Origin of the sequence: Streptococcus sp. F0442, from assembly GCF_000314795.2 — a bacterium.
Lineage (GTDB): Bacteria > Bacillota > Bacilli > Lactobacillales > Streptococcaceae > Streptococcus.
In genome coordinates this window covers 482,198-507,982 of sequence record NZ_KB373314.1, presented here as the reverse complement: position 1 = coordinate 507,982, position 25,785 = coordinate 482,198, and the positions used below count along the sequence as shown (strand labels likewise).

16 protein-coding genes and 4 pseudogenes are annotated in these 25,785 nt (G+C 42.6%); 19 read left to right on the top strand and 1 reads right to left on the bottom strand.

The window, feature by feature from the left end:
- Positions 1–80: 80 nt before the first annotated feature.
- From HMPREF9186_RS02615 to HMPREF9186_RS02540, 16 genes and pseudogenes are all read left to right on the top strand, one after another.
- A complete protein-coding gene (locus HMPREF9186_RS02615; protein ID WP_009731272.1) occupies positions 81–2,243 on the top strand; it encodes an alpha-galactosidase in 2,163 nt (720 codons plus the stop codon).
- A 14-nt stretch (positions 2,244–2,257) separates the two neighbouring features.
- The gene (locus tag HMPREF9186_RS02610) at positions 2,258–3,517 is read left to right on the top strand and encodes an extracellular solute-binding protein (protein ID WP_009731271.1); all 1,260 of its coding nucleotides are present in this window, start codon (positions 2,258–2,260) and stop codon (positions 3,515–3,517) included.
- 13 nt (positions 3,518–3,530) lie between these two features.
- A complete protein-coding gene (locus HMPREF9186_RS02605; RefSeq protein ID WP_009731270.1) occupies positions 3,531–4,397 on the top strand; it encodes a carbohydrate ABC transporter permease in 867 nt (288 codons plus the stop codon).
- A gap of 13 nt (positions 4,398–4,410) precedes the next feature.
- Positions 4,411–5,244: a carbohydrate ABC transporter permease gene (locus HMPREF9186_RS02600; protein WP_009731269.1), complete on the top strand. Its 834-nt coding sequence runs from the start codon at positions 4,411–4,413 to the stop codon at positions 5,242–5,244.
- 290 nt (positions 5,245–5,534) lie between these two features.
- Positions 5,535–6,977, top strand: a complete 1,443-nt coding sequence (gtfA, locus tag HMPREF9186_RS02595) for a sucrose phosphorylase (RefSeq protein ID WP_009731268.1) — start codon at positions 5,535–5,537, stop codon at positions 6,975–6,977.
- Positions 6,978–7,258: 281 nt separating this feature from the next.
- On the top strand, positions 7,259–9,481 hold the full coding sequence (locus HMPREF9186_RS02590) for an alpha-galactosidase (RefSeq protein ID WP_009731267.1): 2,223 nt from the start codon (positions 7,259–7,261) through the stop codon (positions 9,479–9,481).
- A 113-nt stretch (positions 9,482–9,594) separates the two neighbouring features.
- Positions 9,595–12,006: pseudogene (locus tag HMPREF9186_RS02585) on the top strand (glycoside hydrolase family 3 N-terminal domain-containing protein).
- A gap of 236 nt (positions 12,007–12,242) precedes the next feature.
- A complete protein-coding gene (locus HMPREF9186_RS02580) occupies positions 12,243–13,421 on the top strand; it encodes a galactokinase (protein WP_009731264.1) in 1,179 nt (392 codons plus the stop codon).
- A 12-nt stretch (positions 13,422–13,433) separates the two neighbouring features.
- Positions 13,434–14,906, top strand: coding sequence for a UDP-glucose--hexose-1-phosphate uridylyltransferase (gene galT / locus HMPREF9186_RS02575; protein WP_009731263.1), 1,473 nt, complete (start codon positions 13,434–13,436; stop codon positions 14,904–14,906).
- Between the two features lie 64 nt (positions 14,907–14,970).
- Positions 14,971–15,969 carry a UDP-glucose 4-epimerase GalE gene (gene galE / locus HMPREF9186_RS02570; RefSeq protein ID WP_009731262.1) on the top strand — a complete coding sequence of 333 codons (999 nt, stop codon included), beginning with the start codon at positions 14,971–14,973 and terminating at the stop codon, positions 15,967–15,969.
- A 128-nt stretch (positions 15,970–16,097) separates the two neighbouring features.
- Entirely contained in the window at positions 16,098–16,682 is a 585-nt protein-coding gene (locus tag HMPREF9186_RS02565; RefSeq protein ID WP_009731261.1) for a DUF1307 domain-containing protein, read from the top strand.
- A gap of 157 nt (positions 16,683–16,839) precedes the next feature.
- Positions 16,840–17,148, top strand: coding sequence for a hypothetical protein (locus tag HMPREF9186_RS02560; RefSeq protein ID WP_009731260.1), 309 nt, complete (start codon positions 16,840–16,842; stop codon positions 17,146–17,148).
- Positions 17,149–17,250: 102 nt separating this feature from the next.
- Complete coding sequence (locus HMPREF9186_RS02555; RefSeq protein WP_009731259.1) at positions 17,251–17,682, top strand: hypothetical protein; 432 nt, start codon at positions 17,251–17,253, stop codon at positions 17,680–17,682.
- 91 nt (positions 17,683–17,773) lie between these two features.
- Positions 17,774–18,196 (top strand): annotated as a pseudogene (locus HMPREF9186_RS11330) (hypothetical protein).
- Between the two features lie 12 nt (positions 18,197–18,208).
- A complete protein-coding gene (locus HMPREF9186_RS02545; protein ID WP_009731257.1) occupies positions 18,209–18,418 on the top strand; it encodes a hypothetical protein in 210 nt (69 codons plus the stop codon).
- Between the two features lie 6 nt (positions 18,419–18,424).
- Positions 18,425–18,808 (top strand): annotated as a pseudogene (locus tag HMPREF9186_RS02540) (ISL3 family transposase); the annotation flags it as partial.
- A 120-nt stretch (positions 18,809–18,928) separates the two neighbouring features.
- Here HMPREF9186_RS02540 and gshAB read toward each other — a convergent pair.
- Complete coding sequence (gene gshAB / locus HMPREF9186_RS02535) at positions 18,929–21,193, bottom strand: bifunctional glutamate--cysteine ligase GshA/glutathione synthetase GshB (protein WP_009731255.1); 2,265 nt, start codon at positions 21,191–21,193, stop codon at positions 18,929–18,931.
- A 324-nt stretch (positions 21,194–21,517) separates the two neighbouring features.
- Between gshAB and HMPREF9186_RS11535 the strand changes: the two are divergent.
- The 3 genes and pseudogenes from HMPREF9186_RS11535 to HMPREF9186_RS02520 form a co-directional block, all read left to right on the top strand.
- Positions 21,518–21,780, top strand: a pseudogene (locus HMPREF9186_RS11535) (IS3-like element ISBt2 family transposase); the annotation flags it as partial.
- A gap of 549 nt (positions 21,781–22,329) precedes the next feature.
- Positions 22,330–23,373 (top strand): M42 family metallopeptidase, encoded by a 1,044-nt coding sequence (locus HMPREF9186_RS02525; protein WP_009731253.1) that lies wholly within the window; start codon positions 22,330–22,332, stop codon positions 23,371–23,373.
- Positions 23,374–23,700: 327 nt separating this feature from the next.
- Positions 23,701–25,686 carry a peptide ABC transporter substrate-binding protein gene (locus tag HMPREF9186_RS02520; protein ID WP_009731252.1) on the top strand — a complete coding sequence of 662 codons (1,986 nt, stop codon included), beginning with the start codon at positions 23,701–23,703 and terminating at the stop codon, positions 25,684–25,686.
- Positions 25,687–25,785 lie beyond the last annotated feature (99 nt).

The window sequence follows — 25,785 nt, the reverse complement described above, 5'->3', positions numbered from 1 at the left end:
AGACATGCTAAAAAAGAAAGTTATTGGAACCGAATTTAAAAATACATAGTGATATTATTTCGGGCCCAATGGAGGAAGATATGGCAATTCGTATTGAACAGAATTTGTTCTATGTAGAAAGTAAGGGACTGAGCCTGATCCTTGAAAATCGAGATGGCTACCTGATGCTTAAGCATCTGGGGCGTCCGATCCCGTCTTATCATTTTTCCAATACCGTACATGAAAAAGATCATGCCTTCTCTGGAAATCCAACACCTGACAATCGCATCTTTAGTCTAGATACCCAGCGTCAGGTCTTGGGACAGCACGGGCTTGGAGATTTCCGAAAGCCGTCGATTCAAATCCAGCACGGCGTTACAGAGGTGACGGATTTCCTCTATGTCGGAGCTAATATCTACTCTGGCAGTGTCGAGGCAACTGGTCTTCCCAATCCTCACTCGGTAGATCAGGCTGAAACCTTGGCCTTGGTCTTTGAAGATGATCAAGCGGCCCTGCGTTTGACCCTCTATTACACAGCCTACGAAGATCGGGCAACCATCACTAGCTTTTCAAAGATTGAAAACTGCAGTGATGAAACCGTTGTGATCCACAAGGCTCTCAGTGTGTTGGCCGATGTCCCAGCAGGTGACTATGATGTCATCACCCTTCAAGGGGCTTATGCGAGAGAAAAAACAGTCCGCCGTCAGCAAGTGGAGCAAGGAATCTTCTCCATCAGCTCCAACCGTGGTGCTTCTGGACACGCCCAGACCCCGGCTCTTATTCTTGCCGATCATGAAGTGACAGAAGATGCGGGCTCTGCTCTGGCTTTCCAACTACTCTACAGTGGGAATTTTGAAGGATTTGTTCAGAAAAATCAACTCAATGAAGTTCGGGTTGGACTGGGGATCAATCCTGAAAACTTCTCCTGGGAATTGGAACCAAATCAGAGCTTTGATACGCCAGTAGCCATGATCACATGCTCCCATAAGGGATTGTCCGGTCTCAGTCAAGAGAGTCAAGCATTTGTCCAAAACCATATCATTCCTAGTCCCTTTGCCCATAAAGAACGTCCAATTCTTATCAACAACTGGGAAGCGACCTACTTTGATTTCAAGAAAGACAAATTATTGGAGCTAGCAGACGAAGCTCAAAAAGTGGGGATCGAACTCTTTGTTCTTGATGATGGCTGGTTTGGCAATCGTTATGATGACAATCGGGCCCTTGGTGATTGGACCGTCAATGAAGAAAAATTAGGTGGAAGTCTAGCAGAATTGATCCAAGGCATCCATGACAAGAAACTTCAATTTGGCCTTTGGGTGGAGCCAGAAATGATTTCTGTTGATAGCGACCTTTATCGGGCTCATCCGGAATGGGCTATTCAAGTCCCAGGCTATGAACACACCTATTCACGGAATCAACTGGTGCTTGATTTCGCAAATAGAGAAGTGGTAGCTTATATCAAGCAGGTCTTGGATGACTTGCTTGCAAACCATGAAATCGACTATATCAAATGGGATATGAATCGCAATATCACCAAGCTTGGAAATGGGAAAACCTACCTGGAAACTAAGATGCAATCCCATGCTTATATCTTGGGTCTCTATGAAGTGGTTTCGTACTTGACGGAGAAATACGAGCACATCCTCTTTGAGTCTTGCTCAGGTGGTGGTGGTCGCAATGACCTGGGGATGATGCGTTACTTCCCACAGGTCTGGGCGAGTGACAATACGGATGCCATTGCCAGACTTCCGATCCAGTATGGATCTAGTTATCTCTATCCAACTATTTCTATGGGAGCTCACGTGTCAGCGGTGCCAAATCACCAGATGGGACGGATCACACCACTAGAAACACGTGGCCATGTAGCCATGATGGGAAATCTAGGCTATGAATTGGATCTGACCAGCCTTTCTCAAGAAGAGTTGGATCGGATCGCAGCTCAAGTTGCTCATTACAAAACGATTCGACCCCTTGTCCAATTCGGGGAACACTACCGCTTGATCAATCCAGGTCATGGTAGCAATCAAGCAGCCGTCCAGTTCACTTATCAAGACCGTACGGTTGTAACCTATGTAAGGGTCTTATCAACAGTTGAGGAGATCGAGCCAACTCTGAAGCTCAAAGGTTTGGAAGAAGATGCGCTCTATAGCTTAGAAGGGACAGATCAAGTCTATTCAGGAGCTGAGCTCATGTATGCTGGCTTAACCGTCGTTCTTCCTCAGGGAGATTTCCTCACTAAACAATATGTTTTTGTCAAAAAATAAAAGGAGACAGCCAAATGAAATGGTATAAAAAAATCGGACTTCTTGCGACTACAGGCTTAGCCTTGTTTGGGCTCGGTGCTTGCTCTAACGATGGAAAATCTGCGGATGGTACAGTGACCATCGAGTATTTCAACCAGAAAAAAGAAATGACCAAAACCTTGGAAGAAATCGCGCGTGATTTTGAAAAGGAAAACCCAAAGGTCAAGGTCAAAGTTGTCAATGTACCGAACGGTGGTGAAGTATTGAAAACACGTGTCCTCGCAGGAGATGTGCCGGATGTGGTTAATATATACCCACAGTCCATCGAACTGCAAGAATGGGCAAAAGCAGGTGTCTTTGAAGATTTGAGCAATAAAGACTATCTGAAACGCGTGAAAAATGGCTATGCTGAAAAATATGCCGTGAACGGAAAAGTCTACAACGTTCCTTTTACAGCTAATGCTTATGGAATTTACTACAACAAAGATAAATTCGAAGAACTGGGCTTGAAGGTTCCTGAAACCTGGGATGAATTTGAACAGTTAGTCAAAGACATCGTTGCTAAAGGACAAACACCATTTGGAATTGCAGGTGCAGATGCTTGGACACTCAATGGTTACAATCAATTAGCCTTTGCGACAGCAACAGGTGGAGGAAAAGAAGCCAATCAATACCTTCGTTATTCTCAACCAAATGCCATTAAATTGTCTGATCCGATTATGAAAGATGACATCAAGGTGATGGATATTCTTCGCATTAAAGGTTCGAAGCAAAAGAACTGGGAAGGTGCTGGCTATACCGATGTTATCGGAGCCTTCGCACGTGGGGATGTCCTCATGACACCAAATGGGTCTTGGGCGATCACAGCGATTAATGAACAAAAACCGAACTTTAAGGTTGGAACCTTCATGATTCCAGGAAAAGAAAAAGGACAAAGCTTAACTGTTGGTGCAGGTGACTTGGCATGGTCTATCTCAGCTACTACCAAACATCCAAAAGAAGCCAATGCCTTTGTGGAATACATGACCCGTCCAGAAGTCATGCAAAAATACTACGACGTGGACGGATCTCCAACAGCGATCGAAGGGGTCAAACAAGCAGGAGAAGATTCACCGCTTGCTGGGATGACCAAATATGCCTTTACGGATCGTCACTTGGTCTGGCTGCAACAATACTGGACCAGTGAAGCAGACTTCCATACCTTGACCATGAACTATGTCTTGACAGGAGATAAACAAGGCATGGTCAATGATTTGAATGCCTTCTTTAACCCGATGAAAGCGGATGTGGATTAGGAGTAGAGAGACTATGAAAAAAGTATTACAAAAATATTGGGCATGGGCTTTTGTGGTCATTCCCCTCTTATTACAAGCAATTTTCTTCTATGTGCCGATGTTCCAAGGAGCCTTTTACAGTTTTACCAACTGGACAGGATTGACTTATAACTACAAGTTTGTCGGCTTGAACAACTTTAAACTCCTCTTCATGGATCCAAAATTCATGAATGCGATTGGCTTTACCGCGATTATCACCATTGCCATGGTGGTTGGTGAGATTGCCCTTGGGATCTTCATTGCGCGTGTCTTGAACTCTAAAATCAAAGGTCAAACCTTCTTCCGTGCATGGTTCTTCTTCCCAGCTGTTTTGTCTGGTTTGACAGTAGCTTTGATCTTCAAGCAAGTCTTCAACTACGGTCTTCCAGCGATTGGGAATGCCCTTCATATAGAATTTCTCCAAACCAGTCTTTTAGGGACTAAGTGGGGAGCGATCTTTGCGGCTGTCTTTGTCCTTCTTTGGCAAGGGGTGGCCATGCCCATCATCATCTTCCTAGCTGGTCTGCAATCTATCCCAACTGAAATTACAGAAGCTGCGAAGATCGATGGTGCGACGAGCAAGCAAGTCTTCTGGAATGTTGAATTGCCTTACTTGCTACCAAGTGTCTCTATGGTCTTTATCCTAGCCCTAAAAGGTGGGCTGACTGCCTTTGACCAAGTCTTTGCCATGACCGGTGGTGGTCCAAACAATGCCACAACCTCACTTGGGCTCTTGGTTTATAACTATGCCTTTAAAAACAACCAATTCGGTTATGCCAATGCCATTGCCGTAATCTTGTTCTTCTTAATTGTAGTGATTTCGATCATCCAATTGAGAGTATCTAAGAAATTTGAAATTTAAGAGGAGAAGCACGATGAAACAAGATGAAAGAAAAGCCTTGATTGGCAAATACATTCTATTGATTCTAGGATCGGTTCTGATTTTAGTGCCGCTCCTTGCCACCCTCTTTAGTTCCTTCAAACCCACCAAGGATATCGTAGACCATTTCTTTGGATTCCCGACGAATTTCACATGGGACAACTTTAGCCGTCTCTTGGCGGATGGCATCGGAGGCTATTATTGGAACTCTGTCGTCATCACTGTCTTGTCTTTACTTGCAGTAATGATCTTTATCCCCATGGCGGCCTACTCCATCGCCCGCAATATGAGTAAGAGAAAAGCCTTTATCATCATGTACACTCTCTTGATTCTTGGGATTTTCGTACCTTTCCAAGTCATCATGATTCCGATTACGGTTATGATGAGTAAACTCGGTTTGGCTAACACCTTTGGTTTGATCTTGCTCTACTTGACTTATGCGATTCCACAGACCCTCTTCCTCTATGTGGGCTATATCAAAATCTCTATTCCAGAAAGTCTGGATGAAGCAGCAGAGATCGATGGGGCTAATAAGTTTACAACCTATTTCCGCATCATCTTCCCAATGATGAAACCCATGCATGCGACAACCATGATCATCAATGCCCTTTGGTTCTGGAATGACTTTATGTTGCCACTCCTTGTCTTGAACCGGGATTCCAAAATGTGGACTCTGCCATTGTTCCAATACAACTACGCAGGCCAATATTTCAACGACTACGGACCAAGCTTTGCCTCCTACGTTGTCGGCATTATCAGTATCACCATTGTCTATCTCTTCTTCCAACGCCATATCATCGCAGGAATGAGCAACGGCGCAGTGAAATAATAAGATACAAAGCCCGTTAAAAGCTCACAGTGTACCCTAGGGCATCCACATCCGTAAACGACTGAAGTAGTAACGGCTGTGGAAATATAGGGAATCTTCCAAGAAGCCTTGGCTTCTTGGAGGATTCATCTTTTTCACACAGAGCTTAGGGCGTGTTCAATTTAAGATACAAATGGACGATTCAGCTTGCTGATTTAAATCGTATCCGATGAAGCAATTCTTAAAATACATAAACTCATAAAAGCCAGGTCTCTTCAGACTTGGCTTTCAAAAAAGGAAAGGAAACCATTATGCCAATTCAAAACAAAACCATGTTAATTACTTACTCAGATAGCTTAGGAAATAACCTTAAGGATCTCTATGAAAATCTGGAGAAATATTTTGGAGATGCAGTCGGTGGGGTTCACCTCTTGCCTTTTTTCCCATCAACCGGTGACCGTGGCTTTGCGCCTGTAGACTATGATCAAGTGGACCCAGCCTTTGGAGATTGGGAAGATGTCAAACGCTTGGGCGACAAGTACTATCTCATGTTTGACTTTATGATCAACCACATTTCCCGTCAGTCTAAGTATTATAAAGATTATCAAGAAAAGCACGACCAAAGTGCTTACAAGGATCTTTTCCTAAACTGGGACAAGTTCTGGCCGGAGAATCGTCCTACTCAAGCAGACGTAGACTTGATTTATAAGCGCAAAGACCGAGCTCCTAAGCAAGAAATTACCTTTGCGGATGGGACAACTGAGCATCTCTGGAATACCTTCGGGGAAGAGCAGATTGACCTGGACGTGACCAAGGAAGTGACCATGGACTTTATTCGCAAGACTATCGAACACCTGGCAAGCAATGGCTGTGACCTCATTCGTTTGGACGCCTTTGCCTATGCAGTCAAGAAGTTGGACACCAATGATTTCTTCGTGGAGCCAGACATTTGGGATTTGTTGGATAAGGTGCGCGATATGGCAGCCAGCTACGGTGCTGAGCTCTTGCCAGAGATTCATGAACACTATTCCATCCAATTTAAGATTGCCGATCACGACTATTATGTCTATGACTTTGCCCTTCCAATGGTGACCCTCTATACCCTCTATAGCTCAAAAGTGGAGCGCCTTGCTAAGTGGTTGAAGATGAGTCCAATGAAGCAATTCACGACACTCGACACCCATGACGGGATTGGGGTGGTTGATGTCAAGGATATCTTGACAGATGAAGAAATTGACTATGCATCAAATGAGCTCTACAAGGTAGGAGCGAATGTGAAACGCAAATATTCAACAGCAGAATACAACAACTTGGACATCTACCAAATCAATTCGACCTACTATTCAGCGCTTGGAGATGATGATGGCAAGTATTTCCTAGCCCGTTTGATTCAAGCCTTTGCGCCAGGCATTCCACAAGTGTATTATGTTGGATTCCTAGCTGGGAAGAATGATTTGGAACTCTTAGAAAACACCAAGGAAGGCCGCAATATCAACCGTCATTACTACAGCAATGAAGAAATTGCTCAAGAAGTAGAGCGTCCAGTTGTGAAATCCCTTCTCAAACTCTTTAGTTTCCGGAACAACTCGCAAGCTTTTGACCTAGAAGGAAGCATTGAAGTGGAAACACCAGATGAACATACCATTGTCATCACGCGTCAAAACAAGGACCAGACTGTCACAGCAACAGCCCGAATCAATCTTGCTGACGGGACTTACCAAGTGACAGAAAACGGTCAAGACATTATGTTTTAAAAACAATTAAAGTCAGGCGAGACATGTTTCGGATATTCCCCTTTTGCTTGGACAGATTGCTGGAGATTTTATGATTTTACAGTTTTTCTCCAATATTTTTAAAACAAAGGATGTTGCACCCCTTTCTAGTAGCATCTCTACCCTGCAAGTGATCCTTTTGTTACTTTGACCTTGTCAGGGTTTGACCATTCAAGATCTGCTATGATCTTCGCAAATTTTGTCTCTATCTATCTTAAAAGCTTTGTATGATACTAGGAACTTTGATACAAGAAAGGATAAATATGAGGGATCTCATTCTCTACCAGGAAACATACAAGCAGTTTCATCTGCGAAATGATTTTATTTCTTATATCTTTATGATTTCCCATGATGGGAAGTTGCTCCATCTTTATTATGGACCGACCTTACCAGAAGGGGATTATCGTCATTTGGTGGAAATGAAGCACCGCCCTATGACCACTTACCGGCAAGAAGGGGATCTTCTGTATTCACTCGAACACCTGCAGCAAGAATTTCCAGAGTATGGGGCGACAGATTTTCGCCATCCTGCCTTGGAACTGTCTTTGGAAAATGGTTCTCGGCTGACAGATTTTATCTATAAGGATCATGAAATTTCAAATGGAAAACCAAGATTAGAAGGTTTACCAGCAACTTATGTTGAAAATGAGGATGAATGTCAGACCTTGCAAGTCAATCTGACCGATTCGGTGTCGGGTGTGGAGGTGAGTATTCAGTATAGTATTTTCCGAGACTTCCCTGTTATAACGAGAAGTCACCTGATCAACAATCAAGGTTCAAGACCTCTATCCATCGAAGGAGTAACTAGTCTTTCTTTAGACCTACCTGATCGAAACTATGAGATGATACAGCTTTCTGGAGCGTGGGCTCGTGAAAGGCATATTCATTCCACATCGTTACGTCAAGGAATCCAGTCGATTGAATCAACGCGTGGAATCTCTAGTCATCTGCACAATCCTTTCATTGCCTTAAAACGGCCAGAAACCACTGAGAATCAAGGGGAGGTTATTGGACTCAGCCTGATTTACTCAGGAAATTTCCTCCTTCAAGCAGAAGTGGATACTTTCGATGTCACCCGACTTCAAGTGGGAATCAATCCCTTCCAATTTTGTTGGAAATTAGCCCCTGCTGCTAGCTTTACAAGTCCAGAAGCAGTTCTGGTTTACAGTAGAAATGGTTTAAACGATATGAGTCAAACTTTCCATCGTCTTTATCGTACCCGTCTAGCTAGGGGAGAATGGCGAGATAAGGAGCGGCCGATTCTACTAAATAATTGGGAAGCAACTTACTTTGATTTTGATCAGGAAAAACTGCTCAGGATTGCGCAAAATGCCAAAGAAGTTGGTGTTGAATTATTTGTGTTGGATGATGGCTGGTTTGGAAAACGAACTAATGATCGAGTTGGTCTTGGAGATTGGGTTGCCAATCGCGAGCGATTTCCAGATACAATCGGGGCTTTATCAGAGAAAATTCATGATATGGGCTTGAAATTTGGTCTTTGGTTTGAACCGGAAATGGTCAACAAAGATAGTGATCTTTACCGTTCTCATCCAGACTGGATCCTAGAAGTAGCAGGTCATTCACCACGTCATGGACGAAATCAATTTGTCTTAGACTTTAGCCGTGAAGAAGTAGTAGATGAAATTTATGAGCAAATGGCGCGTGTGATTGAAGAGACGAAATTAGACTATATTAAGTGGGATATGAACCGTCCGCTTACAGATGTCTTTTCTAAATCCTTGGCTCCAGATCAGCAAGGAGAAGTGTTTCATCGTTATGTTCTAGGATTATACCACTTATATGATCGTTTAACGACAGCATTCCCTTCTGTTCTCTTTGAATCTTGCGCTTCGGGAGGCGGTAGATTTGATCCAGGTTTGCTTTATTATGCACCCCAGACTTGGACCAGTGACGATACAGATGCAGTTGAACGGCTTAAGATCCAATACGGAACCAGTCTAGTCTATCCACTCTCGACGATGGGAGCACATGTGTCCATTGTACCTAACCATCAAACCAATCGAATCACACCGCTTGTGACAAGGGGAAATGTCGCTTATTTTGGGGTCTTTGGTTACGAGTTGGATCTAGCAGACCTGACGCAGGCTGAGAAGGAAATAGTAAAAGAGCAAATTGCTTTTTACAAAAAAGAGCGATCCCTGATTCATCAAGGAAATTTTTACCGTTTGCGCTCTCCTTTTGACTCAAATCAAGTCGTATGGTCGGTTGTCAGTCACAATCGTTCCCGAGTGATTCTGGCTCAGTATAAACTATTGAATGAAGTGAACCGTGCTTATAATCGTGTGTATCTGCAAGGACTGAATGCAGATGCTCTCTATGAAGTGGATGGGAAACAGTTTAGCGGTGCAGAACTGATGTTAGCAGGTTTTAGTCTTTCAGACGCTTCCTGTGGACAGCCTTTAAATCAAGAAAAACTGAGTTGTGATTTTGACTCTCACATTTGGGTGTTTGAAGAAGTAACATAATAAGAGAAGCGAGTATCTAATTTTAGATAGTCGCTTTTTATGATTTAGAATTGAAATCGTTTACACGACTATAAAATCATGGTACAATATCTATGAAGAAAGGAGGTCGCTTTATGAAAAAAATCATGTATCCATCTGCGGCCCTATTAACAGCTTTTGCTCTATTGTCCGTCCAAACGGCAAAAGCAGACACAGCTCAAGCACCGGATCAAGGCAATGAACCGGCAGCAACAGTCGAAGAGGTTGTGGCTTCTCCAGCTCCAGAAACCTCTACAGAAAATCAGGAAGGGGTAGCAGATACGTCAACTGTGACTGATCGTGAAGCAGTCCCGGCAACTTCCCCAACGGAAACAACAACGGAGAAGGCATCTCCTTAAGTGGAAAAACTGCTTGAAGACATGCCTCTCAAGCAAAAGGTTACGCAAATGATCATGCCGGACTTCCGTAAGTGGCAGGAGGCAGGTCAGGAGTCACCACAAGATCTCACCAAGGTCAATGCTGAAGTGGCAGAAGCTATTGATAAGTATGACTTTGGAGGTGTCATTCTTTTCGCTGAAAACGTCAAAGAAACCAAGCAGACACTGGCTCTGACACAAGATATGCAAAAGGCGGCTATTGAAAACAAGGCCAATAACGGGAAGATTCCGCTATTGTTAGCGATTGACCAAGAAGGGGGCATCGTCTATCGATTGGGTAGCGGTACAGCTCTCCCCGGAAATATGGCCATTGGAGCGACCAATGATCCTAAACTAGCTAAAGAGGCTGGTCAAATCATCGGACGTGAACTTTCTGCACTAGGCTTGAATGTGGACTTCGCACCTGTATTGGATACCAATAACAATCCTCAAAACCCTGTCATTGGGCTTCGTTCCTTCTCCTCTGATCCAAACCGGGTTGCTTACTTAGGAATTCCAATGATGAAAGGGATTCAAGACTACAATGTCGCTGTAGCTGCTAAGCATTTCCCAGGTCATGGAGATACAGCGGTCGATTCCCATACAGGTCTCCCATTGGTGGATAAATCTCTTGCCGAACTTGAAAAATTGGAACTCCTTCCATTCAAAAAAGCCATGGATGCTGGCGTAGACCTCTTGATGACGGCCCATATCCAATACCCACAAATTGAAAAAGATCAGGTTGTGTCAAAAGAAACTGGTGAGAAAATTTATGTTCCGGCGACACTCTCTGATGATATTTTAACGGGCTTGGTACGGAAGAAATACGGCTATAAGGGTGTGATTGTTTCTGATGCCATGGGAATGGATGCTATCGCTAAGAACTTCGGTGAAGTCGAAGCTGTAAAAATGGCCATCAAGGCAGGAGTTGATTTGGTCTTGATGCCAACGACCCTTCGCAGTAAAACCGATTTAACCAAGATTGATACCATTGTCGATGAAGTGGTGCGTGCGGTGCAAACGGGTGACATCTCAGAAGAACGTTTAAATGAGTCAGTTCGTCGGATTCTCACCCTCAAAGAAAAACGTGGGGTCCTGAATTTTGATCCGAGTGCTCGGACGGCTGAAAAAGCAGAAGAAGCAGTCGGCTCCAACCTTAATCGTGATTTGGAACGCAAGATTGCGGCAGCAGCGGTGACGGTTGTAAAAAATGAAGACCACACCTTGCCATTTAAGGTTCAAAAAGGAGATCATGTCCTCCTCCTAGGAGCGTTTGAAAATGAAGTCCCTGGACTAAATTTGGGTATGCGTCGCTTAATGGCAGATGGGGTGCTTCCAAAAGATACCTCCTTTGTGGCCAAGAACTTCACCAAAGAATCCACCCTTGATAGTCTAAAAGAAGACCTCGAAAAAGCCACTCACATCGTAGTGATTTCAGAGATCGGTTATGAAGGGCAACTGGATAAAAATTTCTGGCGGACCAAGATCCCAACTGAAATCGTCCAATATGCCAACACCAACCATAAGAAGGCAGCTGTCCTTTCCATCTCGAAACCTTATGATGTAGCCAACTATCCAGCAGCCAAAGCTATTCTAGCAGTCTATGGAAATAAGGGAATGGATCCGACAGAATCCCTCAAACCAGACAATGCCTTCGGTCCTAATATTCCTGCAGGAGTGGAAGTCATCTTCAATGGCAAGGAACACCTAGGTACCTTGCCGGTGGATATTCCAAAAATTGTAGATGGAAAAATGTCGGAAACAGAGTATGCTTACCGTATTGGTCATGGTCTCTTCTATCCAGCACCTGCTCCATTACCAACACCAGAAGCCCAAGACCCAACTTCACCAGTTCTAGATCCAACCCATCAGACAAAACCAGTAGTGGTTGGAAACACAGAGACACAGGTCCTTCTTAGCAAACAAGAAAACGCAAGCTCTCTTGATGGTCCACAAGTTCGTCCGGTCTCTGTGTCACATGACACTGCTCAGGCTCCTGAAAGTGTATCCGCTAGTCCTGCTTCATCGGTATTGCCAAAGACCGGGCAAACCGAGAACCTCCTAGCCCTTATGGGTGTCAGCCTCTTAACCTTCCTTGGATCTTTTGTCTATCCAAGAAAGAAAAACTAAAGAATGAAGAATCTCAATTGGGTCACTCTCAATTGAGATTTTTTAGTAAAAATTTACTAAAATTAAATTAAATAGAATAGTAGAAGAGGTATAGATAGGGCAGGAAAGCTCTATTGTATGCTTTTTGAAGACAATTTAAAAAATAAATAAAAGTTTACTAAAAACACTTGAAGTTTTACTTTTAATCGATTATAATAAAAGTATAAAAACGTTTACAAAACAAAAAGGAGTTTCTCATGACTACATCAATCACGTCTCAAGATCTACAAGAAAAGTTTCAGGCTGTCTTTGGCGAGAAGGCTGATCATACCTTCTTTTCACCAGGACGGATTAATTTGATCGGTGAACACACAGACTACAACGGAGGGCATGTCTTCCCGGCAGCCATTACGCTTGGTACCTACGGAGCTGCAAGAAAGCGTGAGGATAAGGTCTTGCGTTTCTTCTCAGGAAATTTTGAAGACAAAGGGATTATTGAAGTCCCACTGGATCATCTTCGTTTTGAAAAAGAGCACAACTGGACCAACTATCCAAAAGGTGTGCTCCACTTCTTGCAAGAAGCGGGTCACGTCATTGATAGCGGCATGGACGTCTATGTCTACGGCAATATTCCAAACGGATCCGGTCTTTCTTCTTCAGCTTCCTTAGAGCTCTTGATTGGCGTCATCGCTGAGAAACTATTTGATCTTCAGTTAGACCGCTTAGATCTAGTCAAGATCGGCAAACAAACCGAAAATCATTTCATCGGTGTCAACTCAGGTATCATGGACCAATTTGCCATCGGTATGGGGGCTGATCAACGGGCGATTTATCTCGATACCAACACCCTAGAATATGATTTGGTACCGCTCGATCTTAAAGACAATGTCGTGGTCATCATGAATACCAACAAACGCCGGGAATTAGCGGATTCCAAATACAATGAACGTCGTGCGGAATGTGAAACCGCCGTCTCTGAACTCCAAGAAAAACTAGACATCCAAACCTTAGGGGAATTGGATCTCTGGGCTTTTGATGCTTACAGCTACTTGATTAAGGATGAAAATCGCATCAAACGGGCTCGTCATGCTGTACTTGAGAACCAACGGACCCTCCAAGCACGCAAGGCGCTTGAAGCAGGTGATTTGGAAGGCTTTGGCCGTCTCATGAATGCTTCCCACGTATCCTTGGAGCATGACTACCAAGTGACTGGTCTAGAATTGGATACCTTGGTGCATACAGCCTGGGAACAAGAAGGAGTGCTTGGTGCTCGTATGACGGGAGCAGGCTTTGGTGGTTGCGCCATTGCCCTCGTCAACAAAGATAAGGTTGAAGCATTTAAAGAAGCTGTCGGCAAACGCTATGAGGAAGTTGTCGGTTATGCGCCAAGCTTCTACATTGCAGAGGTTGCTGCGGGGACACGAGTGTTTGATTAAAAAGGAGATAGGATGACAGAACTGGTATTAGATGCATTTGTCACAGCCATCATTGCGGCGAGTGACTACGAAGAGATGGATCGGATTTATCTAAAAAACCGCGTTATGAGTCGCATTGGAGAAGAAGGGCTAGAGGCCCCAGCTCATCAGGCTGACTTGATCGCACTCAAAGATCAGCTGGTGGAAATTGCGGTTGCGAATAATAAGATCCAAGATAGCATGGCCGCAAAGGACAGCTTGGGTGCAGAGTTGATGGATTGGATCACCCCCAGTCCTAGTCAGGTCAACCGCTATTTCTGGGAGACTTACGGTCAGTCCAAGGAAGATGCGATTGCGGATTTCTATGCCCTTTCTAAGCGCAATGATTACATCAAGGTCAAGGCGATTGCGCAAAATATCGCTTTTGAGGCAGAAACTCCCTATGGCTCCCTTGAAATCACCATCAATCTGTCAAAACCTGAAAAAGATCCTAAAGACATCGCAGCCGCGAAGCTGGCTAAAGCTAGTCATTATCCAGCCTGCCAACTGTGCTTTGAAAATGAAGGCTATCAAGGTCGCCTAGACCATCCTGCCCGTGCCAATCATCGGATCATCCGCTTTGACATGGACGGTCATGACTGGGGCTTCCAGTATTCCCCTTATGCCTACTTCAATGAGCACTGCATTTTCCTCGATAGCCAGCATGTTCCTATGGCCATTAGCCGCAAGACCTTTGAGCGACTCATGACCATTGTAGAGACTTTTCCAGGCTATTTTGCAGGCTCCAATGCAGATCTACCCATTGTAGGGGGATCCATCCTGACTCATGACCATTATCAAGGCGGACGCCACACCTTCCCTATGGAGCTAGCAAAACTTGACCAAACCTTTACCATTCCTGGCTTCGAAGAGGTTCAAGTGGGCATCGTTCGTTGGCCCATGTCGGTCTTGCGTCTGCAGTCAGATAACAAGGAAGAGCTGATTAACTTGGCAGATCATATCTTAGAAAGCTGGCGAGGTTACTCGGATCCAGCTGTGCAAGTCTTAGCCACATCTGACGGTCAACCCCATCATACCATTACCCCCATTGCACGAATCCGAGATGGGCATTATGAACTGGACTTGGTGCTCCGTGACAACCAAACCTCACCAGAGCATCCAGAAGGCATTTACCACCCGCATGCGGATGTGCAACACATCAAAAAAGAAAATATCGGCCTGATCGAAGTCATGGGTCTAGCCATTTTACCACCTCGACTCAAGGAAGAGCTCAAGCAGGTTCAAGACTATCTGCTTGGACGAGAAAGCAGTGTGGCTAGTTACCACCAGGACTGGGCTGCTGACTTGAAATCCACTCACCCATCCATCACAGACGAAGCAGAAGCAGAAACTATTGTTCGTGAATCAGTTGGTCAAATCTTTGCGCGCGTGCTCGAAGATGCCGGTGTCTACAAGCGAACAGCAGAAGGCCAAGCAGCCTTTAGACGCTTTGTTGCGACACTTTAAGTGTGGAGAAGAGGCAGAAATTTGGTACAATAAAAGAGAAGACAAAGAAGCGAAAGGAAAACAAATGGCAATACTCGTACTCGGAGGAGCTGGCTATATCGGCTCCCACATGGTAGACCGTTTGGTCAATGAAGGAAAGGAAAAAGTCGTCGTGGTCGATAGCCTAGTCACAGGCCACCGTGCATCGGTGCATCCAGATGCTGTCTTTTACCAAGGAGACCTGGCGGATCAAGACTTCATGCGCAGGATTTTTAAGGAACATGCAGATATTGATGCGGTCATCCACTTTGCGGCCTACTCACTAGTCGCAGAATCTATGGCAGATCCATTGAAGTATTTTGATAACAATACAGCTGGCATGGTCAAACTCTTGGAAGTCATGCATGAATGTGGAGTGCACTACATCGTCTTTTCTTCAACCGCTGCCACTTACGGTATTCCAGAAGAAATTCCGATTCTTGAAACCACTCCACAAAAACCAATCAACCCTTATGGCGAAAGCAAGCTCATGATGGAAACCATTATGCGCTGGGCCGATCAAGCCTATGGCATCAAGTATGTGCCCCTTCGTTACTTTAATGTAGCGGGTGCTAAGCCAGATGGATCGATTGGCGAAGACCATGGACCAGAGACCCATCTCTTGCCAATCGTCTTGCAAGTAGCCCAAGGCAAACGTGAGAAGATCGCAATTTTTGGAGATGACTACAAGACACCAGATGGCACCAATGTTCGGGACTATGTCCATCCATTTGACTTGGCAGATGCCCATCTGCTTGCGGTGGAGTATCTCAGAAAAGGGAATGAATCGACTGCCTTTAATCTGGGCTCATCGACCGGATTCTCTAATCTTCAAATCGTTGAAGCAGCCCGCAAGGTGACGGGACATCCGATTCCACTTGAGCTGGCCGATCGTAGACCAGGAGATCCAGATACCCTGATCGCATCCTCTGAGAAGGCGCGTGCAATTCTCGGCTGGCAACCAAAATTTGATAATATCGAAACCATCATCCAAACAGCCTGGGCTTGGCATTTCAGCCACCCAGATGGCTACAATGATCGATAAGGAGGGGACTGCAACCATCATTTTGAGGCTTTTCTAATAACATCTAAAACGACAGTTGATCTTGCTAAATGACTCATTTCAGACGTCAGTCATTTCCTTAACCATCATAAAATAGTGAGGGATTCAAAATGAATAAAACCACAAAATTGTTAGCCGTCTTCTTGACAGCGGGTCTTCTTTTAGCTGGTTGCGCACAAAAAGAGACTACAAAATCTACTAGTCAATCGTCCAGTAAAGCGACGAGTAAAGCAACAAGCAAATCATCCGCTAAAGAAAAGACAGAAGAGTCATCAACTGATGAAAGCAAAAAAGAAGATGCACTAGCAGGTGCTCAAAAAACCGTTCTTGAAACGAGTGATGAAGCAGGTAAGACCACTGTAACCTTGTATTACAAGGGAGATACCTTGTTGGTACAAGAAAAAGTTGATGATTACGACGTCTCAAAAGTGCCTGGTGAGAACCCTCTTGAATCCATGAAAGAAGCCGTTGCCAAGAGCCAAGAAACATTCAAAGATCTGATGGGCCATGGATTTGAACTGACATCAGAATATAAAGATGGAATCTTTTATATTCGCAATACCATTGATTACACAAAAATCGATTTGAAAAAATTAAAAGAAATCGTACCAGGCTTTAATCCGCTAGATGACAATACAGTCAGTTATTCAGTAACGAAAGACAGTCTGATCAAGGGCGGAATGGTAGAAAAATAAACAAAATGGAGAGCAGCTCAGTTTGCTGCTCTCTTTTTGTTTTAGTATGAATTCATGGCCATATTTTGGTAGAATAGGATTTAAACAAAAGTGAGTTTAAAGAAATTTAACTTAACTGTAGTATGAAAAAATAGCATTAGTTAATGAGGTTTTTCTAATGATGAACAGTAGTATGAAAGAAATTTTTTTAGAAGAGATCGATCATTTGTTGTCTATCATTGACAAATATAATATTAAAAATATTGGTCCACAAGTGGATGAGCTACATATTTTGAAAGAATATGTAAATACTAATAAAGAAATGAGTTTAAGGGATAAATTGACAATTTATCAAGCCCTTTTTCCACCACATGGGGGATTATCTGACATTTACTATTGGAATAATGATATTGAAATAAGAAAACAGACTAACGAGACTATTGCTGAATTAACGATGATTATTGCTAATTATTTATTGGAACGGTAACCTTTGCTGATATTAACGAATTATGTAAAGCCATTAAAATTAGAACTCGAATGATGAATTAAAAAAGTAGATTTTTACTTAGATTGAAATAGAAATAATAAAATGATAATAAAATTAAAAAACAAAATTGAATCCGAAGTTGCAAAAATTGGAAATTTAAAATTAGATGAATTTGGAATTTATTTTTCCGAACAACCTCCCTACTTTCCAGAAGGAATTTCTGTAATAGAGGATGGAAATGGAAGATATAATCTGGCTTTTACTGAACGAGGGGAAATAAGATCTGAGATTTCTAAATTAGATGATAACGAGGTAATTTATCAAATTTTAAAGATAATCATGAAAAATATTTCATCACATAACATTGATGAAAAAGATGTAGATTTAATTGATAAATTGATCAAAAATAATGAATTTGAAAAAGTTAGTCAATTGGTTGAGAAAGTAAAAGAGAATAGATATAGATATGAAAAGGAATTATTTGAAAAGATCAGCCCATTATATACATCATGGTACGAAAGAGAGCATTCATAATTTATATAATTCAGATTGCTAAGTAAATGTGGATTGAAGAAGCAAACTTCCAGATGATTATGAATCGCAGCTTAAGTAAGGAACGTATAAAATGAAACCAACAAAATTTGAATGGGAAGATGTTACCCAATTTGAGGAAATTGAAGGATATGGAAAATCCATTTGGAAAAATGAGGACAAATATTATTTAGTTTTAGAAGAAGGCACCGTAGCTTCTTGGTTAGTAATCTATGAACTCCCACAAGAATTATTTGCTCTATTAGAGAGTGGGGAGAGAACGTTCCAAGAAGTTTCCTGGAAAGTTCAGAATGACTCTTAGCCACCGACGGAAGAAGAGAGAAAAGAGTCTAGAAGAAAATTTATAAGTAAATATCCAGCTTCTTTGATAGATGTCCCTAAAAATAGGAAACTGTTCTCTAAGGAAGAACTTGAAGAATTGATTCCAATTGCGGAGAAACAGTGGATTGAATCTGAAGGCAAACTTCCAGATGATTATGTATTACCACTTAAGTAAAAGAGGTATAGAATGAAACCAACAAGACTACAATGGGAAGATGTTATCCAATTTGAAGAGGTAAAAGGATACGGTCAGCATATCTGGAGAGATGGTAATCATCTTTATTATGTTGATGAGGAGGGAGGAATTGCCCCTCAGCGTGTGGTTTATGAATTCCCATTAGAACTATTTCAATCACCCTACCAAGTTTTTCTGAGTTACTTGAAAAGTCTAACTTAATTTGACAATTTAGGCAATAAAGAAATCCTAGACAAGCTTTTGAGCTATTCAGAAGACTTGAAATACCACTATAATCTCTATCAGCTCTTGCTTTTTCACTTTCAGAATAAGGAACCAGAGAAATTTTTTGGACTCATTGAAGACAATATAAAGAAGGTTCATTCTCTTTTTCAGACTGTCTTTAAAACATTTCTAAAGGACAAAGGGAAAATCATCAATGCCCTTCAGTTATCCTATTCCAACGCAAAATTGGAAGCGACTAATAATCTCATCAAACTTATCAAACGCAATGCCTTTGGTTTTCGGAACTTTGAAAACTGCAAGAAGCGAATTTTCATCGCTCTGAATATCAAAAAAGAAAGGACGAAATTTGTCCTTTCTCGAGCTTAGCTTTTCTTCAACCCACTACAGTTGACAAAGAGCCGTAGATTTTAGGTATTTACCTTGTCTACTTAAGAGGTATCATATCATCGAGATAAAGGTGATTTGTTTGTTCCTAAGAATGAGGTTTTAGGTTTGACTCGTGGCAACTTCTGGAAAAAGCTTGTCTAGGATTTTTGGAGTGATAGCTTGTCCAGGACCTTCAGCACAATAGGTGTGAATATACATAGAGGGATTGAAGTTGAGCTCGATACAAGTGCAATGAGGTTTTTCCTTGCTAGCAGGCTGAGTTTTATCTGGAATGATGAGGTCAACCCCGCAAGCCCAGGCCCCCATGCTAGTCGCCATAGCTGCAGCTAATTCTTGATAGGATGAATCCATGGTCTCAGTGACATCAATAGAGTCGCCACCTGTAGAGATGTTGGAGTTACGGCGGAGATTGACCTTTTTCCCTTCTGGGAGAATATCATCAGGTGCATAACCTTGCTGAGTTAACATCAGTTGTTCGATGTCTCCTAGCTCAATGATTTCCAGAGGTGAGCGGTGGTCACGGCCTCGCAATGGATTGGCATTTTTCTGAGCGACTAATTCACGAATGGTATGTTTGCCATCACCGACAATATTAGCAGCGACACGAAGGAGGACGGCCTCACAACTCCTGTCCAGAATGAAGAAACGGTATTCGGTTCCTGGGATAAATTCTTCAACAAGAACAGCTGTATCTTCTGCAAAGGCAATCTCGAGAGCTTTCTTATAGTTATCAAGGCTGGCAGGCTCTTGGAAAATGGAAATGCCCAGACCGAAGTTGGTTGATTTTGGTTTAACCACAATTTGCTTGCCCTTGATAAGAGGATAGTAGGTTAGACCTTGTTCTAGACTGGTAAATTCGTCGCCGGCAGGGACAGGGAAGCCAGCATCAGCCAGGATTTTTTTGGTCACGGTTTTATTAGCCATGGCAAGAGGAACTACATAGTTGTCTTTTGAGGTCATGTTACCATTTTTGACGTACTCAACATGATCTTTATGCCAGAGTTTAAGGAATTGATCCTGCTCATCTAGGATTTCAAAATGAAGCCCTTTTTGAATGGCATCAAAGAGCAGCATCTGGGTAGAAAGTTCCATCTCCTCATAACCCTTAAGGGCATAGTGGGCAGTCCAGTCGTAATCATGATAGGCAAGCGCCTTGTCAAGGGCAAAGTCAGAAAGGGACTTGTCTTTGATATGAGGAAGAAGTTGAGCAGCTAGTGTCTGACTGGAATCTGCAAAGGCATCTTTAACTTGTTTGACCAGACCTTGATGATAGTCACCAAGCCCAAAATGTTGCACCAGTTGGTCTAGAGCTGTCGTAATGTTCTGAGTTTCAGCTTCAGAAGGTAGAGGTTCTAAAGGATGAGAGAGGGCAATTTTTTCATTCAGCGCGTGACCTTGAGCCAGAGCCTGATCAACATTTTCAGGGGCATCCAGCCAGAGGAAGGCTAGAAGGAGTAGGTGTACGGTATCCATGGTAGTTTGGCTAATACCGATACGCTCAAAGGGGTTGAGGTCGAAGTTGCGGAATTCTAGGTAGGTGATTCCCTTGTCAAGGAAGGAGCGATTAACCTTTTGTCCACGGAAACGAACAGCCGAGTAAAATTCCTTTTCCGCAATCAAATCACCTTGTTCGATATAGTTTTCGATGGCAGAGACATAGTCTTCTAGGCTTGCAAAAGATACTTGTATTTCTTCCTTATTGACATAACCATGGTCGCTGTTTCGGAAGGAACGCACGAGTTCTGGCACTTCTTGGTCGAAGAAGCCTTGCTCAGCAACAGGTGCAGCACCAAAGAGATAGGTAATCACCCAACGATAGCGCAAATAGTTCTGAGCCAGCTTAAGATAGAGGGCGTTTTTGAAAGCAATTATATCAATCTGGTCACTTTCTTGGAATAGGGCTTCAACCAAATCTTTCCCTAGTTCCATATTATAGTGGATACCTGAGATAGCTTGTAGTTTAGTTCCGTATTTTTCGGCCAGGTAGTTACGATAATGGCGTTCAAATTCATTTTCCAGTTGGGCAACTTGGATTTCTTGGGCGTTGATACGAGGAGGCATGGACAAGGGCCAGAGAAGTTCATCTTTACTGATGGAACGTCCAGCTACATCGGTAATGGCTCCAAGAAATCGACGAGCCTCAGTGGTAGATTTAGCAACTGGTGTGATGAGTTCCATCTGAAACTCACAAAAATCTGTTTGAATATAAGGGTGGAAACTTCGAGCTCCTAGGCAGGAAGGGTGAGGCGTATGTGCTAATTTTCCCTGTCTATCGACACGAAGACTTTCGCGTTCAATTCCAAAGTTAGCTTGAAGGATAGGGCTAGTAGGCTCCAGCTTTTGAAGCAGTTGATTTATAGTCATAGAGTCACCTTTTCATCTAATGTTAGTGATAGTCTATTATAAATAGGAGAAGAAAACAACTTTCCGCTACGGTTAAGGGGAATTTCCGAATGTTTCAGATAAGAATTCTTAAAACCAGTTGTTTTTTAGCTCTATTATATGCAAAAATTGTAAAATACCCACTGATTTTTATGTAAAATGTTATTTCTCTTGGAATTTAAATCAAATTAGCCTATACTAATGACGTATATATGAGAACGAAAGAATCCCTAGGGTCGGCACTGCACCCATAAAATGAGACACAAGAAAACACTCCTGTTGAATTCTGGTAAACTAGAAACAGGGGTGTTTTGTTATGGTCAAAAAGCATATTCAGTAGAAACTAAGCAGCCTGTATCGAAATGAAGAAGGCAGGCAAATCAAATAAAGTTATCATGGATACCCTCAGCATCAAAAATGCTAGTCAGGCCAAGACTTGGTGGCAATGGTATCAGAATGATGAATTGTACCGTTTCCACCAACCTGTGGGGAAACAATATACTTATGGTAAAGGGATGAAACAATTATCTGAAGTAGAACAGTTACGTTTGCAGGTAGAATTACTAAAAAAGTATCAGAACTTGATAAGAGAATCGACAAAGTAAGTCTTATCAAGCTAGTAGAAGAGTATAAGAAAACGTGTCCTGTATCTATTATTTTAGAATGTTTCGGCGTCAAACGCTCCACCTTTATCGCTGGAAACAGGAGTGTAAGAATTCTCAGAAAAGAGGCGAAATAGCAGATAATGGCTGTATCGAATGGTTTCACTCTGTTCTCAAGTCTGAAACCTTCTATCTCCATAAGTGGAGAAACATAACTGAGGTAGTATAACAGATATTGTCAAAAATTACATCATATTTTATCCTGATAATTATGTATCACCATTGAAATAGCCTGCGTGGAACTTGTTTAGACACCGTTAGTTGTGGACAAGTTTCTTTTTTTACTTTAGGTGCACTAGATGAATTTCCCCCAAAATGTGTTGAAAATATAAATAGAACTCTGGCCTTCTCCTAATGCAAGTGTGAGAAGAGTTGAAAAACTCCAACCTGTAACCTCTCCTCTAGCTATTCTACCTATTTCATGCTAGAATAAAGAAAAACACATTTGGAGGCATTATGAATCAGACAGTGACTTATTTGCAGGAATTGACAGCCATTCCTTCACCGACCGGTTTTACACGTGAGATCGCAGACTACTTGGTCAACACCATTGAAGGCTTTGGGTACGAAGTAACTCGGACTGCTAAGGGTGGGGTAAATGTGACCGTGCCTGGTGTGATCACAGACAAGCAACGCTATGTCACAGCCCATGTGGATACCTTAGGGGCTATTGTCCGCGCTGTGAAAGCAGATGGTCGCCTCAAACTAGACCGTATCGGTGGTTTCCCTTGGAATATGATTGAAGGGGAAAATTGTACAGTCCATGTAGCCAATACAGGAAAGACCCATTCGGGGACAATTTTGGTCCATCAGACTTCTTGCCACGTCTACAAGGATGCGGGAACTGTCGAGCGGACTCAGGACAATATGGAAGTCCGTCTGGATGAAAAAGTGACCAATGAGAAAGAAACCCGTGCCCTTGGCATTGAAGTGGGTGATTTTGTCAGCTTTGATCCACGGACCATTGTGACAGACACCTGCTTTATCAAATCTCGTCACTTGGATGACAAGGTGAGTGCAGCGATTCTCTTGAATCTTCTGCGCGTCTACAAGGAAGAGAATATTCAATTGCCAGTAACGACTACCTTTGCCTTTTCAGTCTTTGAAGAAGTGGGGCATGGAGCTAATTCTAGTATCCCGTCTGAAGTGGTAGAGTACTTGGCAGTGGATATGGGGGCTATGGGAGATGACCAAGCGACAGATGAATACACGGTATCCATCTGTGTCAAAGACGCTTCAGGACCGTATCACTACGAATTCCGTCAGCATTTGGTAGCCTTGGCAAAAGCCCAAGAAATCCCTTATAAGTTGGATATCTATCCTTTCTATGGATCAGATGCCTCTGCAGCTATGAGCGCAGGAGCAGAAGTGAAACACGCTCTTCTCGGGGCAGGGATCGAGTCCAGCCACTCATATGAGCGGACCCACTTGGATTCTGTAGTCGCAACAGAGCGCATGGTCGATGCCTACCTCAAGAGCGACTTGGTAGAAGTTCGCTGACGTCCGTACTCACCTAAGGAAAGTCTCAAATTAGTTTTAACCGAAAATAAAAAGAGGCTGGGACAAAAGTCCTAGCCTCTTAATTGTTTTTGGATTGTCGAGCAAGACGCAGTGGTTGAGTGGGCTTTACTACGCTGATTTCATCAGCTTTTACAGCCCTACTCAACTGTGCGGAGGTGGGACGACGAAATCGAATTCTAACGAATTACTGATTTCTGTCCCACTCTCTTTTTCGAAAAAAAAATAATTTTCTGACAATTTCTTTCCTTCTGAAATTCTTTGTGGTATAATCTTAAAATAAACTTAAAATTTCTTAAGGAGTTTTACATGAAAAAAAGAAATGTCATCGCACTTGCGGGAGTTGCTCTCCTTTCAGCAGGTATCCTAGCGGCTTGTTCTGGTGGTTCTAAATCATCTAGTTCAAGCAACGGCCAAAAATTCTCATATGTCTATGAGACGGAGCCTGAAAACTTGAACTATATCACATCTGGTAAAGCAGCAACCCATGAAATCACAGGGAACTTGATTGATGGTTTGTTTGAAAATGACAAGTATGGAAATTTGATTCCTTCTCTTGCAAAAGATTGGACAGTTTCTCAAGATGGTTTGACTTATACCTATAAACTTCGTGATGATGCCAAATGGTATGATTCAGAAGGAGAAGAGTACGCAGATGTAACAGCTAAAGATTTCGTAACAGGAATCAAATATGCGGCTGATAACAAATCAGAAATGCTCTACATTATCCAAGATTCTATCAAAGGCTTGAATGACTACGTCAGCGGAAAAAATAAAGATTTCTCTGCTGTAGGAATTAAAGCAGTTGATGATCATACCCTTCAAGTTACTTTGAACCAGGCAGAGCCTTTCTGGAATTCTAAGTTGACTCTTGGAATTACCTTCCCAGTCAACGAGAAATTCGTGAAATCAAAAGGGGATAAATTCGCCCAAGCAAGTGATACAAGCTCCCTTCTTTACAATGGTCCTTACATCTTGAAGAGCTTCACTTCTAAATCATCTATCGAGATGAGCAAGAATGAAAACTACTGGGATAAAGACAATGTTCACGTCACAGATGTTAAGCTAGAGTATTATGATGGTCAAGACCAAAGTAAAATGGCCAATTCATTTGAGGACAACGCTCTTAGCCTTGCTAAATTGTTCCCAACTGGACCTGGATTTACAGACCAAGCTAAGAAGTTTAAAGATGAAATCATCTACACTCCACAAGATGCCAGCACCTTCGTGATCGGGGTTAATATCGACCGTCAGTCATACAAGTACACTAAAAAAACAACAGATGAAGAAAAATCATCTACTAAGAAAGCTCTTTTGAACAAGGACTTCCGTCAAGCGATCAGCTTTGCCTTTGACCGTAAATCTTATGCTGCCCAAGCAAATGGTAAAGATGGAGCAAGCAAACTGATCCGTAACCTCTACATCCCACCTACATTCGTTCAAGCAGATGGCAAGACCTTTGGTGAAATGGTTAAAACTGAGTTGGTGACTTATGGAGACGAGTGGAAAGATGCAAATCTTGATGATGGTCAAAATGGTCTTTACAACGCAAAACAAGCCAAAGAAGAGTTTGCGAAAGCTAAATCTGCACTTGAATCAGATGGTGTGAAATTCCCAATCCACTTGGATATGCCAGTAGACCAATCGACCCCATCTAAAGTACAACGTGCTCAATCCTTCAAACAATCAGTTGAAAGCTCACTTGGAAAAGACAACGTTGTTGTCGATATCCATATGATATCAAAAGAAGATCTCTTGAACGTAACCCTCTTTGCTGCTAAAGCAGAAGACGAAGACTGGGATATCTCAGATAATGTTGGATGGAGCCCTGACTACCAAGACCCATCAACTTACATGGATATCTTGAAAGCTTCATCTGGTGAAAATACTAAGACTTTCCTTGGATTTGATCCAAGCGAAAACAATGAGGCAGCTAAGAAAGTTGGCTTGTACGACTTTGAGAAGATGATAACGGAAGCAGGAGCTGAAACAAAGGATCTTAACAAACGTTTTGAGAAATATGCAGCAGCTCAAGCTTGGTTGACAGATAGTGCCTTGGTAATTCCTACAACATCTAAGACTGGTCGTCCATTCTTGACTCGTGTAGAACCATTCTCAGCACCATTCGGCTGGACCGGTGGTAAAGGGAAAGACAACGTTGTCTATAAAGGCATGAAGCTTCAAGACAAGCCTGTAACAACCGAAGACTATAACAAAGCTCTTGAAAAATGGAAGAAAGAGCAAGCAGAGTCTAACCAAAAAGCTCAAGAAGAATTAAAAGATCATGTGAAATAAGTATCTTTAGATCGAGGCAAATTTGCCTCGATTTTTTCTTGGAAAGAAATTGATATAAAAGCGCTTACATAGTATAATAGCTATATTGATTACAAAATG

Excerpts from the sequence above, each read along its gene's own strand:
- HMPREF9186_RS02615 (WP_009731272.1), top strand. The coding sequence starts at position 81 with ATGGCAATTCGTATTGAACAGAATTTGTTCTATGTAGAAAGTAAGGGA.
- HMPREF9186_RS02610 (WP_009731271.1), top strand. The coding sequence starts at position 2,258 with ATGAAATGGTATAAAAAAATCGGACTTCTTGCGACTACAGGCTTAGCC.
- HMPREF9186_RS02605 (WP_009731270.1), top strand. The coding sequence starts at position 3,531 with ATGAAAAAAGTATTACAAAAATATTGGGCATGGGCTTTTGTGGTCATT.
- HMPREF9186_RS02600 (WP_009731269.1), top strand. The coding sequence starts at position 4,411 with ATGAAACAAGATGAAAGAAAAGCCTTGATTGGCAAATACATTCTATTG.
- gtfA (WP_009731268.1), top strand. The coding sequence starts at position 5,535 with ATGCCAATTCAAAACAAAACCATGTTAATTACTTACTCAGATAGCTTA.
- HMPREF9186_RS02590 (WP_009731267.1), top strand. The coding sequence starts at position 7,259 with ATGAGGGATCTCATTCTCTACCAGGAAACATACAAGCAGTTTCATCTG.
- HMPREF9186_RS02580 (WP_009731264.1), top strand. The coding sequence starts at position 12,243 with ATGACTACATCAATCACGTCTCAAGATCTACAAGAAAAGTTTCAGGCT.
- galT (WP_009731263.1), top strand. The coding sequence starts at position 13,434 with ATGACAGAACTGGTATTAGATGCATTTGTCACAGCCATCATTGCGGCG.
- galE (WP_009731262.1), top strand. The coding sequence starts at position 14,971 with ATGGCAATACTCGTACTCGGAGGAGCTGGCTATATCGGCTCCCACATG.
- HMPREF9186_RS02565 (WP_009731261.1), top strand. The coding sequence starts at position 16,098 with ATGAATAAAACCACAAAATTGTTAGCCGTCTTCTTGACAGCGGGTCTT.
- HMPREF9186_RS02560 (WP_009731260.1), top strand. The coding sequence starts at position 16,840 with ATGATGAACAGTAGTATGAAAGAAATTTTTTTAGAAGAGATCGATCAT.
- HMPREF9186_RS02555 (WP_009731259.1), top strand. The coding sequence starts at position 17,251 with ATGATAATAAAATTAAAAAACAAAATTGAATCCGAAGTTGCAAAAATT.
- HMPREF9186_RS02545 (WP_009731257.1), top strand. The coding sequence starts at position 18,209 with ATGAAACCAACAAGACTACAATGGGAAGATGTTATCCAATTTGAAGAG.
- gshAB (WP_009731255.1), bottom strand. The coding sequence starts at position 21,193 with ATGACTATAAATCAACTGCTTCAAAAGCTGGAGCCTACTAGCCCTATC.
- HMPREF9186_RS02525 (WP_009731253.1), top strand. The coding sequence starts at position 22,330 with ATGAATCAGACAGTGACTTATTTGCAGGAATTGACAGCCATTCCTTCA.
- HMPREF9186_RS02520 (WP_009731252.1), top strand. The coding sequence starts at position 23,701 with ATGAAAAAAAGAAATGTCATCGCACTTGCGGGAGTTGCTCTCCTTTCA.